19 protein-coding genes and 2 pseudogenes are annotated in these 18718 nt (G+C 31.4%); 16 read left to right on the top strand and 5 right to left on the bottom strand.

The features are described from left to right. Positions 1-11: 11 nt before the first annotated feature. Positions 12-419, bottom strand: a complete 408-nt coding sequence (locus HMPREF2715_RS10405; RefSeq protein ID WP_070840055.1) for a YxeA family protein — start codon at positions 417-419, stop codon at positions 12-14. A 352-nt stretch (positions 420-771) separates the two neighbouring features. On the opposite strand from HMPREF2715_RS10405, the gene lepB reads away from it, so the two are divergent. The 15 genes and pseudogenes from lepB to HMPREF2715_RS10330 all read left to right on the top strand — a co-directional run bounded on the left by lepB (position 772) and on the right by HMPREF2715_RS10330 (position 13846). Next, positions 772-1344, top strand: a complete 573-nt coding sequence (gene lepB, locus HMPREF2715_RS10400) for a signal peptidase I (protein ID WP_070840052.1) — start codon at positions 772-774, stop codon at positions 1342-1344. A 238-nt stretch (positions 1345-1582) separates the two neighbouring features. Beyond that, complete coding sequence (locus HMPREF2715_RS10395) at positions 1583-2656, top strand: zinc-ribbon domain-containing protein (protein ID WP_070840049.1); 1074 nt, start codon at positions 1583-1585, stop codon at positions 2654-2656. After that, positions 2656-4062 carry a zinc ribbon domain-containing protein gene (locus HMPREF2715_RS10390; protein WP_070840046.1) on the top strand — a complete coding sequence of 469 codons (1407 nt, stop codon included), beginning with the start codon at positions 2656-2658 and terminating at the stop codon, positions 4060-4062. Before HMPREF2715_RS10395 ends, HMPREF2715_RS10390 begins: the two co-directional genes overlap by 1 nt. A 181-nt stretch (positions 4063-4243) precedes the next feature. Then, positions 4244-4435, top strand: a pseudogene (locus tag HMPREF2715_RS10385) (RimJ/RimL family protein N-acetyltransferase); the annotation flags it as partial. An 80-nt stretch (positions 4436-4515) separates the two neighbouring features. Continuing rightward, on the top strand, positions 4516-5058 hold the full coding sequence (locus HMPREF2715_RS10380; protein WP_141757456.1) for a GNAT family N-acetyltransferase: 543 nt from the start codon (positions 4516-4518) through the stop codon (positions 5056-5058). Positions 5059-5505: 447 nt separating this feature from the next. After that, positions 5506-5673, top strand: coding sequence for an FGGY-family carbohydrate kinase (locus HMPREF2715_RS12470; protein ID WP_370863063.1), 168 nt, complete (start codon positions 5506-5508; stop codon positions 5671-5673). A 782-nt stretch (positions 5674-6455) separates the two neighbouring features. Continuing rightward, positions 6456-7013, top strand: a complete 558-nt coding sequence (locus HMPREF2715_RS10370; protein WP_016930942.1) for a TetR/AcrR family transcriptional regulator — start codon at positions 6456-6458, stop codon at positions 7011-7013. A gap of 126 nt (positions 7014-7139) precedes the next feature. Further along, complete coding sequence (locus HMPREF2715_RS10365) at positions 7140-8024, top strand: beta-keto acid cleavage family enzyme (RefSeq protein WP_016930943.1); 885 nt, start codon at positions 7140-7142, stop codon at positions 8022-8024. After that, positions 8024-8992, top strand: coding sequence for a 3-hydroxyacyl-CoA dehydrogenase NAD-binding domain-containing protein (locus HMPREF2715_RS10360; RefSeq protein WP_070840041.1), 969 nt, complete (start codon positions 8024-8026; stop codon positions 8990-8992). Before HMPREF2715_RS10365 ends, HMPREF2715_RS10360 begins: the two co-directional genes overlap by 1 nt. 1 nt (position 8993) lies before the next feature. Then, positions 8994-9467: a thioesterase family protein gene (locus HMPREF2715_RS10355; protein ID WP_016930945.1), complete on the top strand. Its 474-nt coding sequence runs from the start codon at positions 8994-8996 to the stop codon at positions 9465-9467. Between the two features lie 139 nt (positions 9468-9606). Then, positions 9607-10794 carry a betaine/proline/choline family ABC transporter ATP-binding protein gene (locus tag HMPREF2715_RS10350; RefSeq protein ID WP_016930946.1) on the top strand — a complete coding sequence of 396 codons (1188 nt, stop codon included), beginning with the start codon at positions 9607-9609 and terminating at the stop codon, positions 10792-10794. Further along, on the top strand, positions 10791-11423 hold the full coding sequence (locus HMPREF2715_RS10345; RefSeq protein WP_002502247.1) for an ABC transporter permease: 633 nt from the start codon (positions 10791-10793) through the stop codon (positions 11421-11423). Before HMPREF2715_RS10350 ends, HMPREF2715_RS10345 begins: the two co-directional genes overlap by 4 nt. Positions 11424-11441: 18 nt before the next feature. After that, positions 11442-12398, top strand: a complete 957-nt coding sequence (locus tag HMPREF2715_RS10340; RefSeq protein WP_002502246.1) for an osmoprotectant ABC transporter substrate-binding protein — start codon at positions 11442-11444, stop codon at positions 12396-12398. Continuing rightward, a complete protein-coding gene (locus tag HMPREF2715_RS10335) occupies positions 12398-13057 on the top strand; it encodes an ABC transporter permease (RefSeq protein ID WP_016930948.1) in 660 nt (219 codons plus the stop codon). The genes HMPREF2715_RS10340 and HMPREF2715_RS10335 overlap by 1 nt, the downstream gene beginning before the upstream one ends. Positions 13058-13081: 24 nt before the next feature. Further along, positions 13082-13846 (top strand): alpha/beta hydrolase, encoded by a 765-nt coding sequence (locus tag HMPREF2715_RS10330; protein ID WP_002502244.1) that lies wholly within the window; start codon positions 13082-13084, stop codon positions 13844-13846. Positions 13847-14064: 218 nt separating this feature from the next. On the opposite strand, the gene HMPREF2715_RS10325 is transcribed toward HMPREF2715_RS10330, so the two are convergent. From HMPREF2715_RS10325 to HMPREF2715_RS10310, 4 genes are all read right to left on the bottom strand, one after another. After that, positions 14065-15006: a ketopantoate reductase family protein gene (locus HMPREF2715_RS10325; RefSeq protein ID WP_070840037.1), complete on the bottom strand. Its 942-nt coding sequence runs from the start codon at positions 15004-15006 to the stop codon at positions 14065-14067. 87 nt (positions 15007-15093) lie between these two features. Then, positions 15094-15795: a hypothetical protein gene (locus tag HMPREF2715_RS10320; protein WP_070840033.1), complete on the bottom strand. Its 702-nt coding sequence runs from the start codon at positions 15793-15795 to the stop codon at positions 15094-15096. A 145-nt stretch (positions 15796-15940) separates the two neighbouring features. Continuing rightward, a complete protein-coding gene (locus tag HMPREF2715_RS12120; RefSeq protein ID WP_070840030.1) occupies positions 15941-16252 on the bottom strand; it encodes a hypothetical protein in 312 nt (103 codons plus the stop codon). 55 nt (positions 16253-16307) lie between these two features. Beyond that, entirely contained in the window at positions 16308-17882 is a 1575-nt protein-coding gene (locus HMPREF2715_RS10310) for a BCCT family transporter (protein ID WP_070840028.1), read from the bottom strand. Positions 17883-18064: 182 nt separating this feature from the next. Here HMPREF2715_RS10310 and HMPREF2715_RS12115 point away from each other — a divergent pair. Further along, positions 18065-18672 (top strand): annotated as a pseudogene (locus tag HMPREF2715_RS12115) (GNAT family N-acetyltransferase). Positions 18673-18718: the final 46 nt, after the last annotated feature.

Below are 18718 nucleotides of genomic sequence, written 5' to 3'. Positions count from 1 at the left end.
CCTTGTTTGATTTATAATTTTTCTTTTGCTTTAGTTGGAATTTCTGATTTTTTAACTTCTTCGTATGACAGAATTGTGTGAGATTTTTCGCGTACAACTAAGTAATGATTTTGTTTTAATTTTTTTGATGCTGTGTATTCAATTTTTTTAGATTTACCATCTTTCGTGTAACCAGTTTGATTGTAATGATAGATATAGAAGTCTTTTTCTTTATCAACGACTTCCACTTTAGATGGTTTCTGAGTCTTAATGTAATATTCATATGTTTGGGCTAAAGGATTGAGCTTGTTCCAGTCGTTGATTGAGCGATTGTTAGGGTGTTGATTGGAATAAGCATTTAATCCAAACAATCCTCCGATAACAATAATTGCAATGACGGCAACTGCAATGAATATATTTCTTAAGGTTTTCAATATCATCACTCCTTGTTTCTATTACACTTATAATTGTAGAAGGGTTGCGTCAGTACTGCCTTTATCTAACCTTACAAAGTCGATGCCATTTCTTACGAATATGAAAGATTAGATTATTTTTTGAAATTGTAAGTAAGAAGGCATTCTTAAATGTGATAACTTGAATAGTAATCTTGTGATAGGTTTGTTACGATGAAGCTATCAATAAGCACATTGAGGATGATTTTCTTGATGAGCTTAATTTTCAAAACGAAGTAAATTGATTAACGTTACGCTTTTTAAAGATGAGTGAAACGACTTTGCAATATATTTGTGATAAAGTAAGTTGTGTTTATAAAAGATGATAGGCGGGGTTTAATTGAAAAAAGAGATAATTGAATGGATTGTAGCCATTGGTGGCGCACTCTTAATTGTAGGTATTGTATTAAAGTTTATTGGAACATCATACACAGTATCAGGTTCATCGATGTATCCAACTTTCCAAGATAGAAATAAAGTGATAGTTAGTAAGATTTCGAAAACATTGAACCACATTGATAATGGTGATGTCGTTGTCTTCCATGAAGATGCACAACGTGATTTTATTAAGCGTGTGATTGGTACGCCAGGTGATAAAGTTGAGTATAAAGGTGATCAATTATATGTTAATGACAAAAAGGTATCAGAGCCTTATTTAGATTATAATAAGAAGCATAAACAAGGTAAGTATTTGACAGGTACATTTAAAACAAGCCAAGTGAACGGTGCAAATGGCAAAAATAAAATCCCTAAAGATAAGTATTTAGTTTTAGGTGATAATAGACAAAATAGTGTAGATAGCCGTTTTGGTGAAGTTGGTTTAGTAGATAAAGACCAACTTGTAGGTAAAGTTGTTTTAAGATATTGGCCATTTAATAAATGGGAAGCTGGTTTTAACCCAGGCATATTTTAGAAAAAACAATTAAATAATTAAAATTTTATTGGCGGTGGAGTCTTAGACTTCATCGTTTTTTTATTTCAGTTTAGTCAAGTCAATATTTAGATTATTATATTAAATACGCACATCTAAATAATGCTTTTTAAAATATATAATTATTTTGATAAAAAGTTTAAAATAATATAGAAAGCAACACAAAATAAATGATATACTTTTTGAAGATTTAAAAAATAATAAAATTGGAGGGATTCCTATGCAATGTCCAAATTGTGGAAATGCTATCGAACCTAACGATTTATTTTGTGGAGAGTGTGGCCATAAAATAGATAGACAGTCTCATACTATTAATTCTGCTGAAAAAGATATCTCTAATGCTGAAGCTAATGGTAGACGACACGATTCAACTAGATCATTAGGTGAAGGTAACGAAACGACATCAAATCAAAGTAATCATTTATCAAGAACAAACGAATCGAAACAGGATAAACATCCTAATGAAGAAGGTAAAGTGCGAGATCATCAGCATGTACCTGACTATACTACATCGACACAACAACATCAAATGCATCAACCTCAATCAAATCAGCACCAACAACCTCACAACAATGCATCACATACATATCACAATCAACCACAATACAATCAGTCATATTCAAACCATCAACAACCACAACAAACAAGCCAATTTAGTGACCATGCAAAAGAAGTGACAGAAGAAAGTAAAGGTTTCTTTAAAAGTGCTTTCGCTTCACCTGATCAAGTACTAAAAAGCCAACAAGCATTTAGTTTTAAATTGTTATTTTCTTTAATCATTGTCGGTTTATTAGTCGTAGCACTGTTACTTGCTATTGTAATTCCTTCATCAGTTGGAATGTTTGAAACACCGAAAAGCCAAATTATCTTTTCTGTTGTTTTAGGTATCATTTTATTCCTAGCAGTGATAGTGGGAGCAACATATGGTATTACGCGATTAGTAGTTAGACAGCCAATTACATTTAAAAAAGTATTGTCAGATTTTGTACTTATTAATAGTGTTTCAGTCGCAGTACTATTGATTGCACTTATTTTAATGTTCGCTAATTCTTTTAGCTTTGGTGGCGCATTATTTATACTATCCATTTTATTAATCGTTGTTTCAGGTGTTTACATGATTGCCAAATATAGTGCAAATCATCATACTCGCTTTTCAAGTTTTTACGGTGTGATTATTTACATTATTGTGTTCTTCTTATTTGTGACTATTTTCGGTGAATCTTTATTTAACCAAATCTTTGGAAACTTAATCAGTGAGTTCAATAATCTATTTGATGGGAGTTCGATTTACTAATGAAATATTGTAGTAATTGCGGTCAACCTCTTCGCGAAGGTGTGAAGGTATGTACAAATTGTGGGAAACCCGTTCAGCAATCTAAAACAAATCACTCTAACACACAGCAAGATCATCACAACCAAAGTCGACAAGATAAGCATGAGCAGCATCAATATCAAGGGTATAATAACCATAATCAAAACGGTTATACCGACAGACATGATCAACAACCACGTAAAGGCGATAATAAAAAGACTTGGATTATTATTGCAGTTATAGCTATATTGCTAATTGCTTTGATTCTTGCATTTTCAGTATTAAAAAATCAATTTTCTCCGGAAAAACAAGCATCTAATATTGCACAAGCAATCAAGAAAGATGACGAAAAGGCATTAGCCAAAGAAGTTACAACTCAAAATGACCAAAAATTAAGCAAACAAGAAGCACGCGCATATTTAAATTACATCAAAACAGAAGATGACTTAAATAATGTCGGTAGTAACGTAGAACAAAGCGCGAAAGAAATTAAAGATAATCGTTATAATAATTTATCTGTAGATGCTAATGGAAATAGTGTGTTAAATATTTCAAAGGATGGCAAGAAATTCCTATTTTTTGATAATTATTCATTCAATGTTCCACAAAAATCAGTGAGCATTTATCCAAGTAGTAGTGGAGATATTACTTACGAATATAATGGTAAAAAGCGTACGACAACGGTTACGGAAGATGACGAAAAAACGTTAGGTACGTTCCCAATCGGTGATTACAATTTAAAAGCAACAAAAGACATCGATGGTAAGAAATTCAAAGGTGCGTTAATGATTAACATGAGTGATGATGCTACTGCTTATGAATCATTTAAACAAAAACGTTTCACAGTCAGCGTTGATGGCGGCTATATGTTAAACAATGTGAAAATATACGCGAATGATAAAGAAATCGGAAGTGAATCATCTTCTGAAACATTTGGACCATATAACCCTGATGAAGAAGTAACCGTTTATGCACAAGGTACTTATGAAGGTAAAACGTTCAAATCAGATTCTGTTAATGTGACTAGTTCTGGGGAAGACGATGATGACGTAACAGATGTCACAGTTACGTTTGATGATGATGAGATTGATAAGTATATCGATGACAAAATGGATGCTGAGTTTGATAGTGATAGCGATGATTCTGATTCAAGTTCAGGCGAAGTGACACGTGATAACGTCATTGATAAAGTAGAATCATACGAAGGTCATACGTTAGATACGGATACTTACACATACAAAGAACCAGAAAAAACAGATGATGGTAAATGGGGCTTCTCATTTACTGACAAAGACGGAGATTTAGCCGGATCATATACCGTTGACACTGACGATGGTTATGTAACTGAATACGATGAAGATGGTGAAGAAGTCGGTTCTGGTTATTAATAAATGAATAGTTATTACCATAATGAGGTTGAGCGATTGAATTTAATTGCTCAGCCTTAATTTTTAAGGATTTTTGAAGCATAATAATTTATAAGCTTTAATATTAATTAAATCAATTTATGTTACTATATATTTAATTTACCGAATAATTTGAAAATTTAAACTGGAGGCGATAGTTATGATGTTTGGTTATCAAGTGAATGAACATGTGACGTTGAAGATATTAGAAGAACGTGAAGCGGATCAACTTTACAAATTAGTTGATGCGAATCGGGATTATTTAGGCGAGTTCTTGCCATTTGTAGAATATACAACGGAAGTTACACACAGTAAGAAGTTTATTCAGTCGGCACTAGAACAGTTCACTCGTGGTGATGGATTTCCATATCCACTTTAGTAGCGGTTTTTCTTTGAGATTTATTAATAATTAAATACATAGGCGGGATAGTTATGATTTTTGGTTACCAAGTAGATAAAGATATTAAATTAAAGATATTAGAAGAACGAGAAGCAGAACAGTTATTTAAATTAGTAGATAGCAATCGTAACTACTTAGCAGAATTTCTACCTTTTGTCGAACATACAAAGAAGGTGAAAGATAGTAAACACTTTATCCATTCAGCGTTGCAACAATTTATCGATGGTAATGGATTTCATTGTGGAATATGGAGCAATAAAGAACTGATTGGGGTCATAGGATTGCACTATTTAGACTTAGTTAATAAAACAACTTCGATTGGTTATTATTTAGCTGAAGACTTTCAAAAGAAAGGTATTATGACTAGATGCACTAAAGCACTTATTCAATATGTATATGAAGAATATGATATTAACCGAATCGAAATACGAATGTCTACTAAAAATAAGAAAAGCCGAGCTATACCAACAAGACTTGGTTTTACACAAGAGGGTATATTGAGAAGTGATGAACGTTTACAAGGAGAATTTTCAGATAGTTATGTGTATAGTTTACTCCGGGAAGAATATGATGATTAATTCTATTGTAAATATACATTCAAATTTATTTACAAGATGATTTTATAATAATTTTTTAAGTAATCAATAAACGTATGATATCCACTTATAGATTCATTCCGAATATAATAGAGAATAGAGTTATCTCTTTCTATTTTTAAGCTTATTGTTTAGTAAAACTATATATAATAAAGTGAAAGTGGTTAAAATTTTTATGTTAGATTAAGAATATTCCAAGTGTAGGATAGCACAATAAAAACTATTGTAAAGATGGAGTCAGTTTTGGGGTATAAATTATAATATTACAATATTTAAGTTTAAAAGTGATAATTTCCGGAGAATTTATTACAGAGGTTCAACAGGTTATCCTATGTTAGTATGATCGATAGATAGTTCATTCAATTTAGCTAATATAATGAAGACTCACATATATAGTGCATTTAGTACATTAAAAATTGGTATTGATTTATTAAAAAGAATGAAGATATTGAAATTAATTCAATATATGGACACGGAGGTATATTCAAAACCAAAAAAGTTGCTCAAACATTTTTGGCAGCAGCAATGCAAAGTCCCGTTAGTGTTATGCAAACTGCTAGTGAGGGTGGAGCATGGGGGGATTGCTGTTTTAGCTAGATATCTTGTAGCAGAAAACTATGTAAATTTATCTAGTTATCTTAATGAAATTGCTTTTAAAGATACTGATTCTATCAAAATTGAACCAAATGAAAAAAGAAATAGTAAGCTTTAATCGTTATATTGAACGTTTTAAAAAAAGGTCTTCCTATAGAACGTCTTGTCAACGAACAACTTTAAAGAAATCACAAATAAGCAAAGGGAGAAAGTGAATTATTGTGACTAACGATTTAACTAAACAAAATCGACAATTTTTAGGATTACCTGGGGAATTCTCAGATAGTTTATTGAGAGAAGAATATGAAAATGAAATTTAAAGATGAGAAATTAGTTAAATTTAATAGTATCTTTTAATTACTTACTTATCTACTTGACATAAAGCATTTTAAATGATCGTTTACAAAGATAATCAATAATTAAAATGAAAGAAAATACACTTATATTAAGTTTTTCACTTCTACTCTTATACAATCAATACAAAAGGTTAAAAAATTTAAGTTCAATTTGATTTAAGTCATAGAGCTAGGACTTTCGTAAAAGAAGTTTATATTAAATATAAATTAGGTTACATACACAGTTGGGATAGGAAGAAGAATGCATTTTGAATTCTTTGTCTTATTCTCACATACTTTATACATTTTTTAAGTGTAATCATTTTTAATATAGTTAAAAAGATTAGAACGTAAAACTTTTTTTAAAATAATTTATATAATATAATAATCTCTATCTATTTAAGAGTATTATGTAAACAATATTGATTTTAATTGGAAGAGGGTGAATTGATGACGAGGAAATCTAAGAAACAGTATATTTTAGAATCTGCAGCTAATATAGTAAATAGACAAGGTACTGACTATTTAACATTAGATGCAGTAGCAAAAGAAGCAAGTATAAGCAAGGGTGGTTTGCTTTATCATGTTAAAAATAGAGAAGGTCTAATAAAAGAACTTGTCAATTATGCTAATGAATTATATCGAGAAAATGTAAATAGTCATATTGATAATACACATTGTAAACAAGGACAATGGTTAAATGCGTTTATTGAAGCAACGAAAGAGCATCGTGTTGAAAATGCGCCTATTACTTCTGCAATGCTTGCTGCACAAGGTTCAAATAAAGCGCTACTCTTACCATTAAAATCTTTATATGAAGATTGGCAATCTCAAATTGTTAATGACGGTCTAGATGAAATAGATGCAACAATCATTAGGTTAGCTGTTGATGGTTTATGGTTATCAGAAGTTTTTGGAATAAGTGCAATTGATGAATCAATGCGTGAAAGAGTAATAAATCGGTTAAAAGAAAACGTAGAAGTAGGTATTAATAAAGAAAAAAAATAAATTTTCAGGTTTTAAGCTGTTAGGTGAGATTGAAACTTTTCAGCTTATTTTTTATGCTACGGTTGAAACTTTACCGACCAGTTGGTATAGTTTGTAACGTATTTAAAATATAAAGGAGTGCTTATCTTGAAAAAAGTGTTATTAACTGCAGCAATTACAGGCGCTGGAGATACAATTGACAAAAATGAAAATGTTCCAGTAACACCACAAGAACTTGCTGATTCAGCAATTAAGTGTGCAAAAGCTGGAGCAACAGTAGCACATATTCATGTTAGAGACCCTAAAACAGGCGGGGTGAGTCATGATCCAGAACTGTATAGTGAAACTGTAAGACTCATTAGAGAGGCAGACGAAGATATTATTATTAATGTAACAGCTGGTGGCGGTGGCGACTTTATTCCAAGTCAAGAACACCCAGAAACAGGTGGTAAAGGAACCTGGATTCAAACGCCTAAAGAGCGTCATAGACCAGTAGGTGACACATTACCAGAAATGTGTACGCTTGATTGTGGCAGCGTTAATATGGGAGATTCGATATATATTAGTCCCGCTTCATGGCTGAGAGAACAAGCGCAAATGATTAAAGATGCAGGTGTACAACCAGAACTTGAATGTTTTGATACAGGTCATGTCAGTTTTGCAAAGCAACTTGTTAAAGAAGGCTTAGTCGAACAACCTATGTTCCAATTTTGTTTAGGTATACCTTGGGGTGCTGAAAATGATGGTCAAACGTTAGACTATCTTATTTCAAGAATCCCTGAAGATGCACAATGGTCTGCATTCGGTATTGGTAGAATGCAATTACCGACAGTTAGAGAAGTTGCTAAACGCGGTGGAAATATTCGTGTTGGTCTTGAAGATAACTTGTATATTTCAAAAGGTGTTAAAGCAACAAACGAAGCATTAGTTGAAGAAGCTAAGAAAATAATGAAAGAATATGATTTAGTCCCATTAACACCTGCAGAAGCAAGAGAGAAACTTAATCTTAAAAATAATCAAGGAGGTAAATAATGAAGTTCGCAGTAGTTGGAACAGGCGTAATTGGTAGTGGCTGGATAACAAGAATACTCGCTCATGGGCATGAAGTCGTTGCTACAGATCCTAGCGAAGGTGCCTATGAAAGAATGCTAACACAAGTTAAACAAAACTGGCCTTATGCTAAAAAAATGGGGTTAGCTAAGAATGCATCACTAGATAATTTAAGCTTTACTACAGATTTGAAAGCAGCAGTTAAAGATGCAGACCTTATTCAAGAAAATGTTCCGGAAGTAGAATCTATTAAAGATTCTGTTTTAAAAGAAATTGATTTTTATGCGAAACCGTCTGCTATTATTGGTTCAAGTACATCTGGTATTATACCAACTGAATTGCAAAAAAATTTAAAGAATCCTGAACGTTTAGTAGTAGCACATCCTTTCCATCCAGTATATATCTTACCTCTTGTTGAGATTGTACCAGGTCAAAGTACTTCAGAAGAAACGATTATTAAAGCTGAGGAAATTTATGAGAATATTGGCATGGATGTCCTCCATGTAAGAAATGAAATTGAAGGACATATTGCAGATCGTCTAATGGAGGCATTATGGAGAGAATCTCTACATATTGTTAATGATGGTATTGCGACAACAGAAGAAGTAGATAAAGCATTTACGCATGCAGCTGGTTTACGTTATGCACAATATGGACCATTCATGACATTTCATCTTGCAGGTGGCGAAGGTGGTATGAGACACATGCTTAAACAATTTGGTCCTGCATTGAAAAAACCATGGACTAAGTTAATTGCGCCAGAATTGACAGAGGATCTTTACGAAAAAGTAGTGAGCGGTAGTGAAGCGACATCACAAGGATATACAATGTCAGAACTTGATCAAAAACGTAATGAATTCTTGATTAAAGTAAAACAACTCGCAGAAGAATATTGGCCAGAAGATACAGATTCAATGAAAAAATCTAAAAAACATCAAGTGGTAAATTAATATGTCAGAACATTATATTTACCAAACAAATGTAAAAAAAGAATGGGTTGATTATAACGGACATATGAATGATGCTGAATACAACCGTGTTTTTAGTGATGCAACAGATGCATGGTTAGCATTAATTGGTCTTAATCAAGAAACAATTCAAAGATTGCAGTATACAATTTTCACATTAGAAAATCATATAACATTTTTAAAAGAAATGAAAGAAGACGAAAATATTCAGGTAAAAGTACATCTTTATGATTACGATAGTAAACGTGTACACGTTTATATGGAAATGTTTAATAAGGATGATATATGTAGCGCCATATATGAAGTTATGTTGATGGGAATAGATATAAATACAAATAGATCAGCACCTTTTCCTGAACAAATATTAGAATCTATAGAGTTATATTTTAATACAATCCCTATTAATGAAAGACCTAAACAATTAGGACATCGAATAGGAATTAATAGAAGAAAATAGAGGCTAATTTAGTAGTTAATAATTGAATGATTGAAATATTGAGGACTTAATGTGCCTTGTTTTTACTTAGTAAACTTTGTATAACATACACTTTAAGTCCTCAGTTTGTAATAAATATAAAAAAGAGAGGACTGGATATATGTTAAGTATTAGAAACTTATCAAAAGTCTATGCAGGTGGGAAAAAAGCAGTAGATAATATGAACATTGATATTGAATCAGGAGATTTTGTTGCTTTCATAGGAACAAGTGGGAGTGGTAAAACAACCGCATTAAGAATGATTAATAGAATGATCGAATCATCAGATGGTGAGATTACAATTAATGGTAAGAATATTAAAGATATCAATGCAGTAGAATTAAGAAGAAATATTGGTTATGTGATTCAACAAATTGGTCTAATGCCTCATATGACAGTTAAAGAAAATATTGTACTTGTACCTAAACTATTAAAATGGTCGCAAGAGAAAAAAGACAGAAAAGCAAAAGAGTTGATTAAACTTGCAGATTTGCCTGAAGAATATTTAGATAGATATCCTTCACAATTATCTGGTGGACAACAACAACGTATTGGTGTAGTACGTGCCTTGGCAGCTGAGCAAGATATTATTTTAATGGATGAGCCATTTGGTGCATTAGATCCAATTACCAGAGACACATTACAAGATTTAGTGAAAAAATTACAAAAACAACTAGGAAAAACATTCATTTTTGTTACACATGATATGGATGAAGCAATTAAATTAGCAGATAAAATTTGTATTATGTCTGAAGGTAAAGTAATTCAATATGATACACCAGATAATATTTTACGTCATCCAGCTAACGATTTTGTTAAAGATTTTATTGGTCAGAATCGTTTGATTCAAGATAGACCAAATGTACGAACAGTAAAAGATGCAATGATTACACCAGTCACTGTACATATTGATGAGTCATTAAATGATGCAGTTAATATTATGAGAAACCGACGAGTAGACACAGTTTTTGTAATTGATAATAAACATCATTTACTTGGATATTTAGATATTGAAGATATTAATCAAGGACTACGTCAAATGAAAGAACTTATTGATACAATGCAGCGAGATATTTATCGCGTTAAAGTTGATAGTAAATTACAAGATACTGTACGTACAATTTTAAAACGTAATGTAAGAAATGTACCCATTGTTGATACAGATGGTAAAACTCTAATCGGATTAGTAACTCGATCTAACTTAGTAGATATCGTATACGATACACTTTGGGGTGAAATTGAAGAAGAAACAATAAATGAAGATGAAGGCATTGTCGAGCCTAAAGAAATAGGGGCGGATAAAGTATGAGTTATTTAATAGACAATGGTGGCATATTAGTTAATAAAACTTTTGAGCATCTGTATATATCAGTAGTAGCGTTATTACTTGCTATGATTGTTGCTATTCCTTTGGGGATTCTACTATCAAAAAGAGAAAAGTTATCGAAGATTTCTTTAACTGTAGCTGGAATCTTACAAACAATTCCAACTTTAGCAATTTTAGCTTTAATGATTCCACTTTTTGGTGTGGGTAAAACAACAGCAATTATTGCATTATTTATTTACGTATTATTACCAATTTTAAATAATACAATTGTAGGTGTCCAAAATATTGATAGCAATGTAAAAGAAGCAGGACGTAGTATGGGTATGACAAATTTTCAATTGATGAAAGATGTCGAATTACCATTAGCTTTACCAATGATTTTAAGTGGTATCCGTTTATCTTCAGTATATGTAATTAGCTGGGCAGCTTTAGCAAGTTATGTTGGTGCTGGAGGACTAGGTGACTTGATTTTCAATGGTTTAGCTTTATATGAGCCAATGATGATTATCGTAGGTACTATTTTAGTAACTGTACTTGCACTAATTGTAGATTTAATTTTAGCTCAAATTGAAAAGTGGATAGTTCCGAAAGGACTTAAAGTTTCCAGATAAACAATAAAGGAGGACATTATGAAATATTATAAAAAATATATTGCAGTTTTTGTACTATGTCTAACTGTGTTGTCTGGATGTAGTTTACCAGGTTTAAAAAATAGTAATTCAGATGACGATGTTAGAATTACATCTTTAGGCACAAGTGAATCTCAAATCATTTCACATATGTTAAGAATTTTAATTGAACATGATACAAATAATAAAATACAACCTACTTTAATTAATAACTTAGGATCAAGTGTTATTCAGCATAATGCTATTACAAGTGATCAAGCAAATATGTCTGGTACACGTTATACAGGTACTGATTTAACAGGGGCATTAGGGGAAGATCCAATTAAAGACCCTAACAAAGCAATGAAGGCAACACAAAAAGGCTTTAAAGATAAATATCATCAAACATTCTTTAATTCATATGGTTTTGCAAATACTTACGCTTTGATGGTAACGAAAGAAACAGCAAAAAAATATCATTTAGAAACAGTCTCTGATTTGAAAAAACATGCAAATAAATTAAGGGTAGGTATGGATAGTTCTTGGGAAAGTCGTAAAGGTGATGGCTATTCAGGATTTAAAAAAGAATATGGTATCGATTTTAAAACAGTAAGACCTATGCAAATTGGCTTGGTTTATGATGCATTACATTCTGGTAATTTAGATGTAGCAGTAGGTTATTCTACTGATGGTCGTATAGCGGCATATGATTTGAAAGTACTTAAAGATGATAAACATTTCTTTCCACCATATGATGCAAGTCCTTTAGCGACTGATCAATTATTAAAAGAAAAACCAGAATTAAAACCAATTATAAAAAAATTGGAAGGTAAAATTTCAACTGAACAAATGCAAGAACTAAACTATCAAGCAGATGGAAAAGGTAAAGAACCAGCAACAGTAGCAGAAGATTTCTTAAAAAAACATAATTACTTTGACGATGAAAATGACTCTAAACAGAAAGGTGTTCAAAACTAATGGAAGGTAATTTATTCGAACAACTAATACATTATTATCAAACAAATTTTGGTTATCTATGGGAGTTATTTATTAATCACTTCTTAATGTCAATATATGGAGTATTATTTGCTGCTATTATCGGTATACCTCTTGGAATACTTATTGCAAGGTTTGGTAAGTTGTCTGGAATTATTATTACATTAGCTAACATTATTCAAACAGTGCCTGTAATTGCTATGTTAGCAATTTTAATGTTAGTAATAGGACTAGGTATTAATACTGTTATTTTCACTGTTTTCTTATATGCACTTCTTCCTATTATAAAAAATACGTATACTGGTATTAATGAAGTGGATATCAATATTAAAGATGCTGGAAAAGGAATGGGAATGACACGTAATCAAGTCTTACGTATGATTGAGTTACCACTTTCTTTATCAGTAATTATTGGAGGCATACGTATTGCACTAGTAGTTGCAATAGGTGTTGTTGCTGTTGGTTCGTTCATTGGAGCGCCTTCACTTGGTGATGTCGTTATTCGTGGTACGAATGCTACTGATGGCACACTATTTATCTTGGCTGGTGCATTACCCATTGTTGTGATAGTAATCCTTATAGATATTATTTTACGTCTAGCAGAGAAAAAATTAGATCCAGCTACACAAACGAATAATTAATAAAGTATTTAAGGAGTAGATAATATGGCTTTAATCCAGATGAATTATTTATCAAAAACGCTTGGAATGCATCAATCTTTAAATGTTATTTTACCTGAAGATGACAGTTATTTTGATTCAGCGAACGAAACAAAAAAACTTAAAACAATGATGTTATTTCATGGACTATCTAGCGACACTCATTCGTATATGAGATATACAAGTATAGAACGCTATGCTAATGAATATCAATTAGCGATTATAATGCCTAATGCAGATCACAGTTTTTATACGAATATGGCTTTTGGACACAGTTATTATGATTACATTTTAGAAGTTTACAATTATGTACACCAGATTTTACCGTTGTCTAAAAAAAGAGAAGATAATTTTATTGCAGGGCATTCAATGGGAGGATATGGAACAATTAAATTTGCATTAACACAAAGTCAGTTGTTTTCTAAAGCTGCTCCTTTATCTGCTGCATTCGACGTTTCTATGCTTAAAAAATACAAATGGTATGATTTTTCACCAGAGTCTATAGTTGGAACGGATAAGGAGATAGTTGGTAGTAATTTTGATCCTTATCATCTCGTTGATAAAGCTATAGAGAAAAATATTGATTTGCCAGAGTTATTAATTATGTGTGGTACAGAAGATGAACTTTATAAAGGTAACTTAGATTTTATTAACTATTTAGATAAAAAAAATGTACAGTATGACTTTATAAAGAGCTCAGGAAAACATGATTATGCATTTTGGGATAAAGCTATTGAAAAAGTAATTAAAATATTTACAAATAATATATAAAATAATAAGACCATTAGTCTAACAATTTTGACTAGTGGTCTTATTATTTTATTCTTATTTAGAAAGATTTAATATTGATTATTCATTTACAAGTTAATTTAAAAATCAATATATATATATTATTTAGGGCAATGACAACAATTGAGTTTTATCAAAAAAATACCAATTCTTTCAAATAATTCACAAAAAAGTATAGTTTAATTTTACATTATTTCATATTAACGTTTATTTAACTTCATTTCTAATTGATGAATGAGATGAGTAATCAGTTCATTATTAGGAGTTGCGATACCTAATGATTTACCATAGTTCACAATTTGACCATTTAAGTAATCTATTTCAGTTAAACGACCATGATTATAATCTTGATGCATTGAAGGATAGTGTAAACCTTGTGCATGATCAGGATAAGCTGCTTCAATTTTCGAGATTAAGTCGTTAATATGAATATCTACATTTTTAGCATGTGCTACGTCGACAATTTCTTCAATGATTGGGCGTATCATTGCTCTAGAATGATCATAAGCGCCCAATTCACCGATTGTTTTATCTAATATCGTGCACAGTGGATTTAAAACACTGTTAAGCGTGGCTTTAGACCATATTGCTTTAAATACATCATTACTGATAGTGGCATTTAAATGAGCTTGATTTAAGATATCTGCAATTTCTTGAGTACGTGGGTCTTTTTTACCATCAGCACGTTGAAAGTCAATTGAACCTTCACCTTCTAATAGCAATTGACCTGGACCACGTAATCCAGCTGTCCACATTGTTACGGCTAAGAAAATTTGTGATTTTGGAACGAATTGTGATAGACGTTCGTCATGGCCTAAACCATTCATCATACATAAGATGGCAGTATCCTCGCTAATTGCTCCCTGCTCTTTTAAAATTTGCAACATTTGTTCAGATTGCATTGATTTTGTTAAAAGTACGATAATATCATAGGTTTGATTGACCTCTTCAGGGAATGTGGCATGCATTTCAACAGTATAAGTATCATGTTCAGTTTGAACTTCTACTCCTTTTTCATTTATTCGATGAACATGATCTTTCCAGTAATCTATTAATGTAACATCTTGTCCACTTTGTTTTAGGTAAGTACCAATACGACTTCCCATTGCACCCGCCCCAGCAATTGCAATTTTATTAGCCATACTTAACACTCCTTATTTTTCTTGTATTCTATCTATTTCCACTAAAATATGTTAAAAATATAGTCTAAATTACATAGATTTAAGCTACTAATCATTTTCTGATGATTTGTCTTGTGCTTGTTGATCCTCAGAAGACGATGATTCTTCTTGCACATTATCATCATTATGATTAGATTCCGTACCTTCTTTATCTTCCGATGATTGATTTTTGGTGTTTGTTTCTTCTTGATTATCATTAGTAATTTGATTATTGTCTTCTTGATTTTGACCATGCTTTTGTTCTTTAGCCTTATTAAATTGTTTCATTTCTTCATCAGTTGCATTAGTATAACTATCTATAACTTCTCCACGATATTTATTAACCTTAATTGTTTGTGTTAATGCAGGCCCAGCAACTGTTCCGTTTTTAAAATTAACAAAATAAGCTTCATTATTTGTTGCATTTTTATCAATATAAAATTCACTTTGTTCTCGTCCAGAATTTAAATATTTTTTAGCATAAATTTTAGCTACATTTAATGCATGATATTCACTTATAGGTTTTTTATTTATTGGAGGTTGTTGATCATTTTCTTTAGCTGTTGAAGATTTACTAATATTTTGATTATTGATATTATTCTCTGATTCATTTTGGTCATTTGATGAGTTTTTATCATTTTGTGTCACTTTTGATTGTTGTGGATCATTCGAACTTTTTTTATCTTTATCATCTAAATTCAGGTTTAAGCTACATCCACTCAAAATTATTGTAAAAGCTAATACACCACTAATTAATTTATTATAAATCATTTATAAATCACCTTTGAAAAGCATGTTTATTTACGTCTTACCCTAAAAGGATAGTTTTTAACATTTAATATAAAAATATATTATATGAAATTTTTTATTTAGTTAATGTATAGATTGGGATGAATGAGTGGCAGAACGAATAGATTTATTTATAATAGTATAGATAGCCAATTTGATGTGGTTGGTCTTGTTGATAAAAAATTGTAGATAAAGTAGTTTGGAGATATTGGCCATTTAACGAATTGAAACTAATTTTTAATCCAAGAACATTTGAAAAATAAGTGATCACAACGAACGTATCTAATTCGTTGTGATCACTTATTTTATCGTATTGTTCATGTATATATACCATACAAACCAAAAAAGTAAGATAGAATTCATTTTGAATTTGTCGTCCCCAAAAAAGAGGACTAAAGTAGAAGAAAGCTTGCGACAAATGCATTTTCAATTTAATCATCGACTACCATCAATATATAAAACCTGAGACATTTAATAATGTCTCAGGTTTTGTCCTATTTAATTTTAGGTTGTTGGTTTGTGTTATTTTTAATATAGTTCTTTTTACGTTGATGATCAGGTTGTAAGGTTAAACCTAAGAATTTTCTTTCTTGATTTGCATCTTTGAAAAATGAAATCATCATTAAAATAACAACAAAACTAAATGGTAATGCTGAAATAATAGCAGCTGATTGCAGAGCATCTAGACCTGTCGATCCACCAGATAGTAAAAGTACGTAGGCAATCGCTGATAACATGACTCCCCAAACAATCTTAACAAAACCGGATGGATTTAAACGTCCAAATGATGTTTGCATACCTAATACAAATGTAGCTGAGTCTGCGGATGTAATAAAGAACGAGCCTACTAAGATAATAGCGATAAACGATAAAATTGTACCCATAGGCATTTCATTGAAAATACCAAATAATTGTGTTTCAGGTGGCATACTAAAGATGTGTTTAGATTGCTTACCAATTTCAATACCAGTAATACCAAAGGCTGTAAACCATAGCATACTAATAATTGTAGGAACACCTAATACTGCTATAACGAATTCACGAATTGAACGACCTTTCGAAATACGTGCGATGAAGATACCTACAAATGGTGACCAACTCATCCACCAGCCCCAATAATAAATCGTCCATGACTGTAACCATTCATGTTTTTGTGAATTAAGTGGAGCAACATCAAAGCTATTAAAAATAAGGGTATTCAAATATTCACCAATTGAGGATGTAAACATATTCATAATTAAAATTGTAGGACCTACAATTAGAATAATAATAAGTAACATCGCAGCTAAAAGCATATTTAAATTACTTAAATACTGAATACCTTTGCTTAAGCCACTCCAAGCACTAAGTAAGAATAAAACTGTAACAATAAGAATAATAACACCTTGAATAAGCTTATTGTTTGGCACTCCAAATAAATAATTTAAACCACCGTTAATTTGCATGGCGCCAACACCAAGTGACACTGCCACCCCAATAATAGTAGCAAAAACAGCTAGAACATCTATAACAGTACCTAATGGACCTTCTACTTTATTTCCGAAAATAGGACGTAATGTACGAGAAATGAGTCCTAAGTCATTTTTTCTAAACTGTGTATATGCAAGGGCCAAAGCAACAATACCGTAAACTGCCCAAGGATGTAGTCCATAATGTAAGAAACTTGAACGCATAGCTTCAGCTAGAGCAGCTTCTGTTTCTTTACTCGCTGTTGGTGGAGATAGATAATGTGAAATGGGCTCAGAAGATCCATAGAATACAAGCCCAATACCCATACCTGCACTAAATAGCATTGTTAGCCATGAAATAGTATTAAATTCTGGTTTATCATCAGGTTTTCCTAATTTAAGCTTTCCAATTGGATGAAAAATAAGAGTGATACAAAATATCAGAATAATACTAATAAGTAACATATAGTACCAACCGAATGTTTCTGTAATAAAACTTCCGATTGCTCCTGAAATTGAACCAAATTGATTAGGGAAGATGGCTCCAATAATTACCAGTAACCCTACAGTAACTGAAGCAAAAATAAATACATTTGAAAACTGTTTAGATTTGTTTTCCATGTATTTAACTCCTTTCAAATTTAATAAAGTAGATGTATAAAAGCTTAACATATATAGTTAAAAGAATAATGAATAAGTTTAAAATTTTACAAACATGTAATAAGTTTATACCTTTGAATTGTGTAATATGTTGCTTTGGTTATAATTTCTTTCATGTTTTAAAAATATAAGAGATTCTAATTATATTTGGATATCAAATTAATGAACTTTTGAAATTAAAAATATTTGAAGAACGAGAAGTGAAGCAGAATAACTATTTAAATTAATAGATAGTAATCGTAAGTATCTATCAGAATTTCTACCTTTTGCTGAATAAATAAAGAAGGTTGAATATAGTAAAAATTTTATCTATTCACTATTGCAACAGTTTACACGCGAATAAGAAATGAGGAGTTGTATTTAAAAACCGCACTGATGCGGATATGGATTTCATTGCGGCATATGATGGTATGACAAGGAACTTGTAGGAGTCATCGGCTTGCATTATTTAGATCTTGTTAACAAACGAACGTCTATCGGTTACTATTTGGCAGAGCACTTTCAGAAAAAAGGGATTATGACAGCATGCACAAAGGCGTTGATTCGCTATGTGTACGAAGAATTTGATGTAAATCGTGTGGAAATTCAAATGTCGACGCGCAATCCGAAAAGCAGGGCCATACCTGAGCGACTTGGTTTTACGCAAGAGGGCGTGTTGAGAGATAGTGAACGTCTACGTGGAGCGTTCTCAGATAGTTATGTGTATAGTCTATTAAGAGAAGAATATGGGGATGTTAAAGAAGAGTGGTAAGTAGAAGCTTATAAAAAAACGCTTAACAGTTTGTAGTAATAAACTA

This window comes from Staphylococcus sp. HMSC062A01, from assembly GCF_001836805.1.
GTDB lineage: Bacteria > Bacillota > Bacilli > Staphylococcales > Staphylococcaceae > Staphylococcus > Staphylococcus haemolyticus.
The sequence above is the reverse complement of the archived record's forward strand: the minus strand, read 5'-3'. Positions and strand labels throughout refer to the sequence as shown.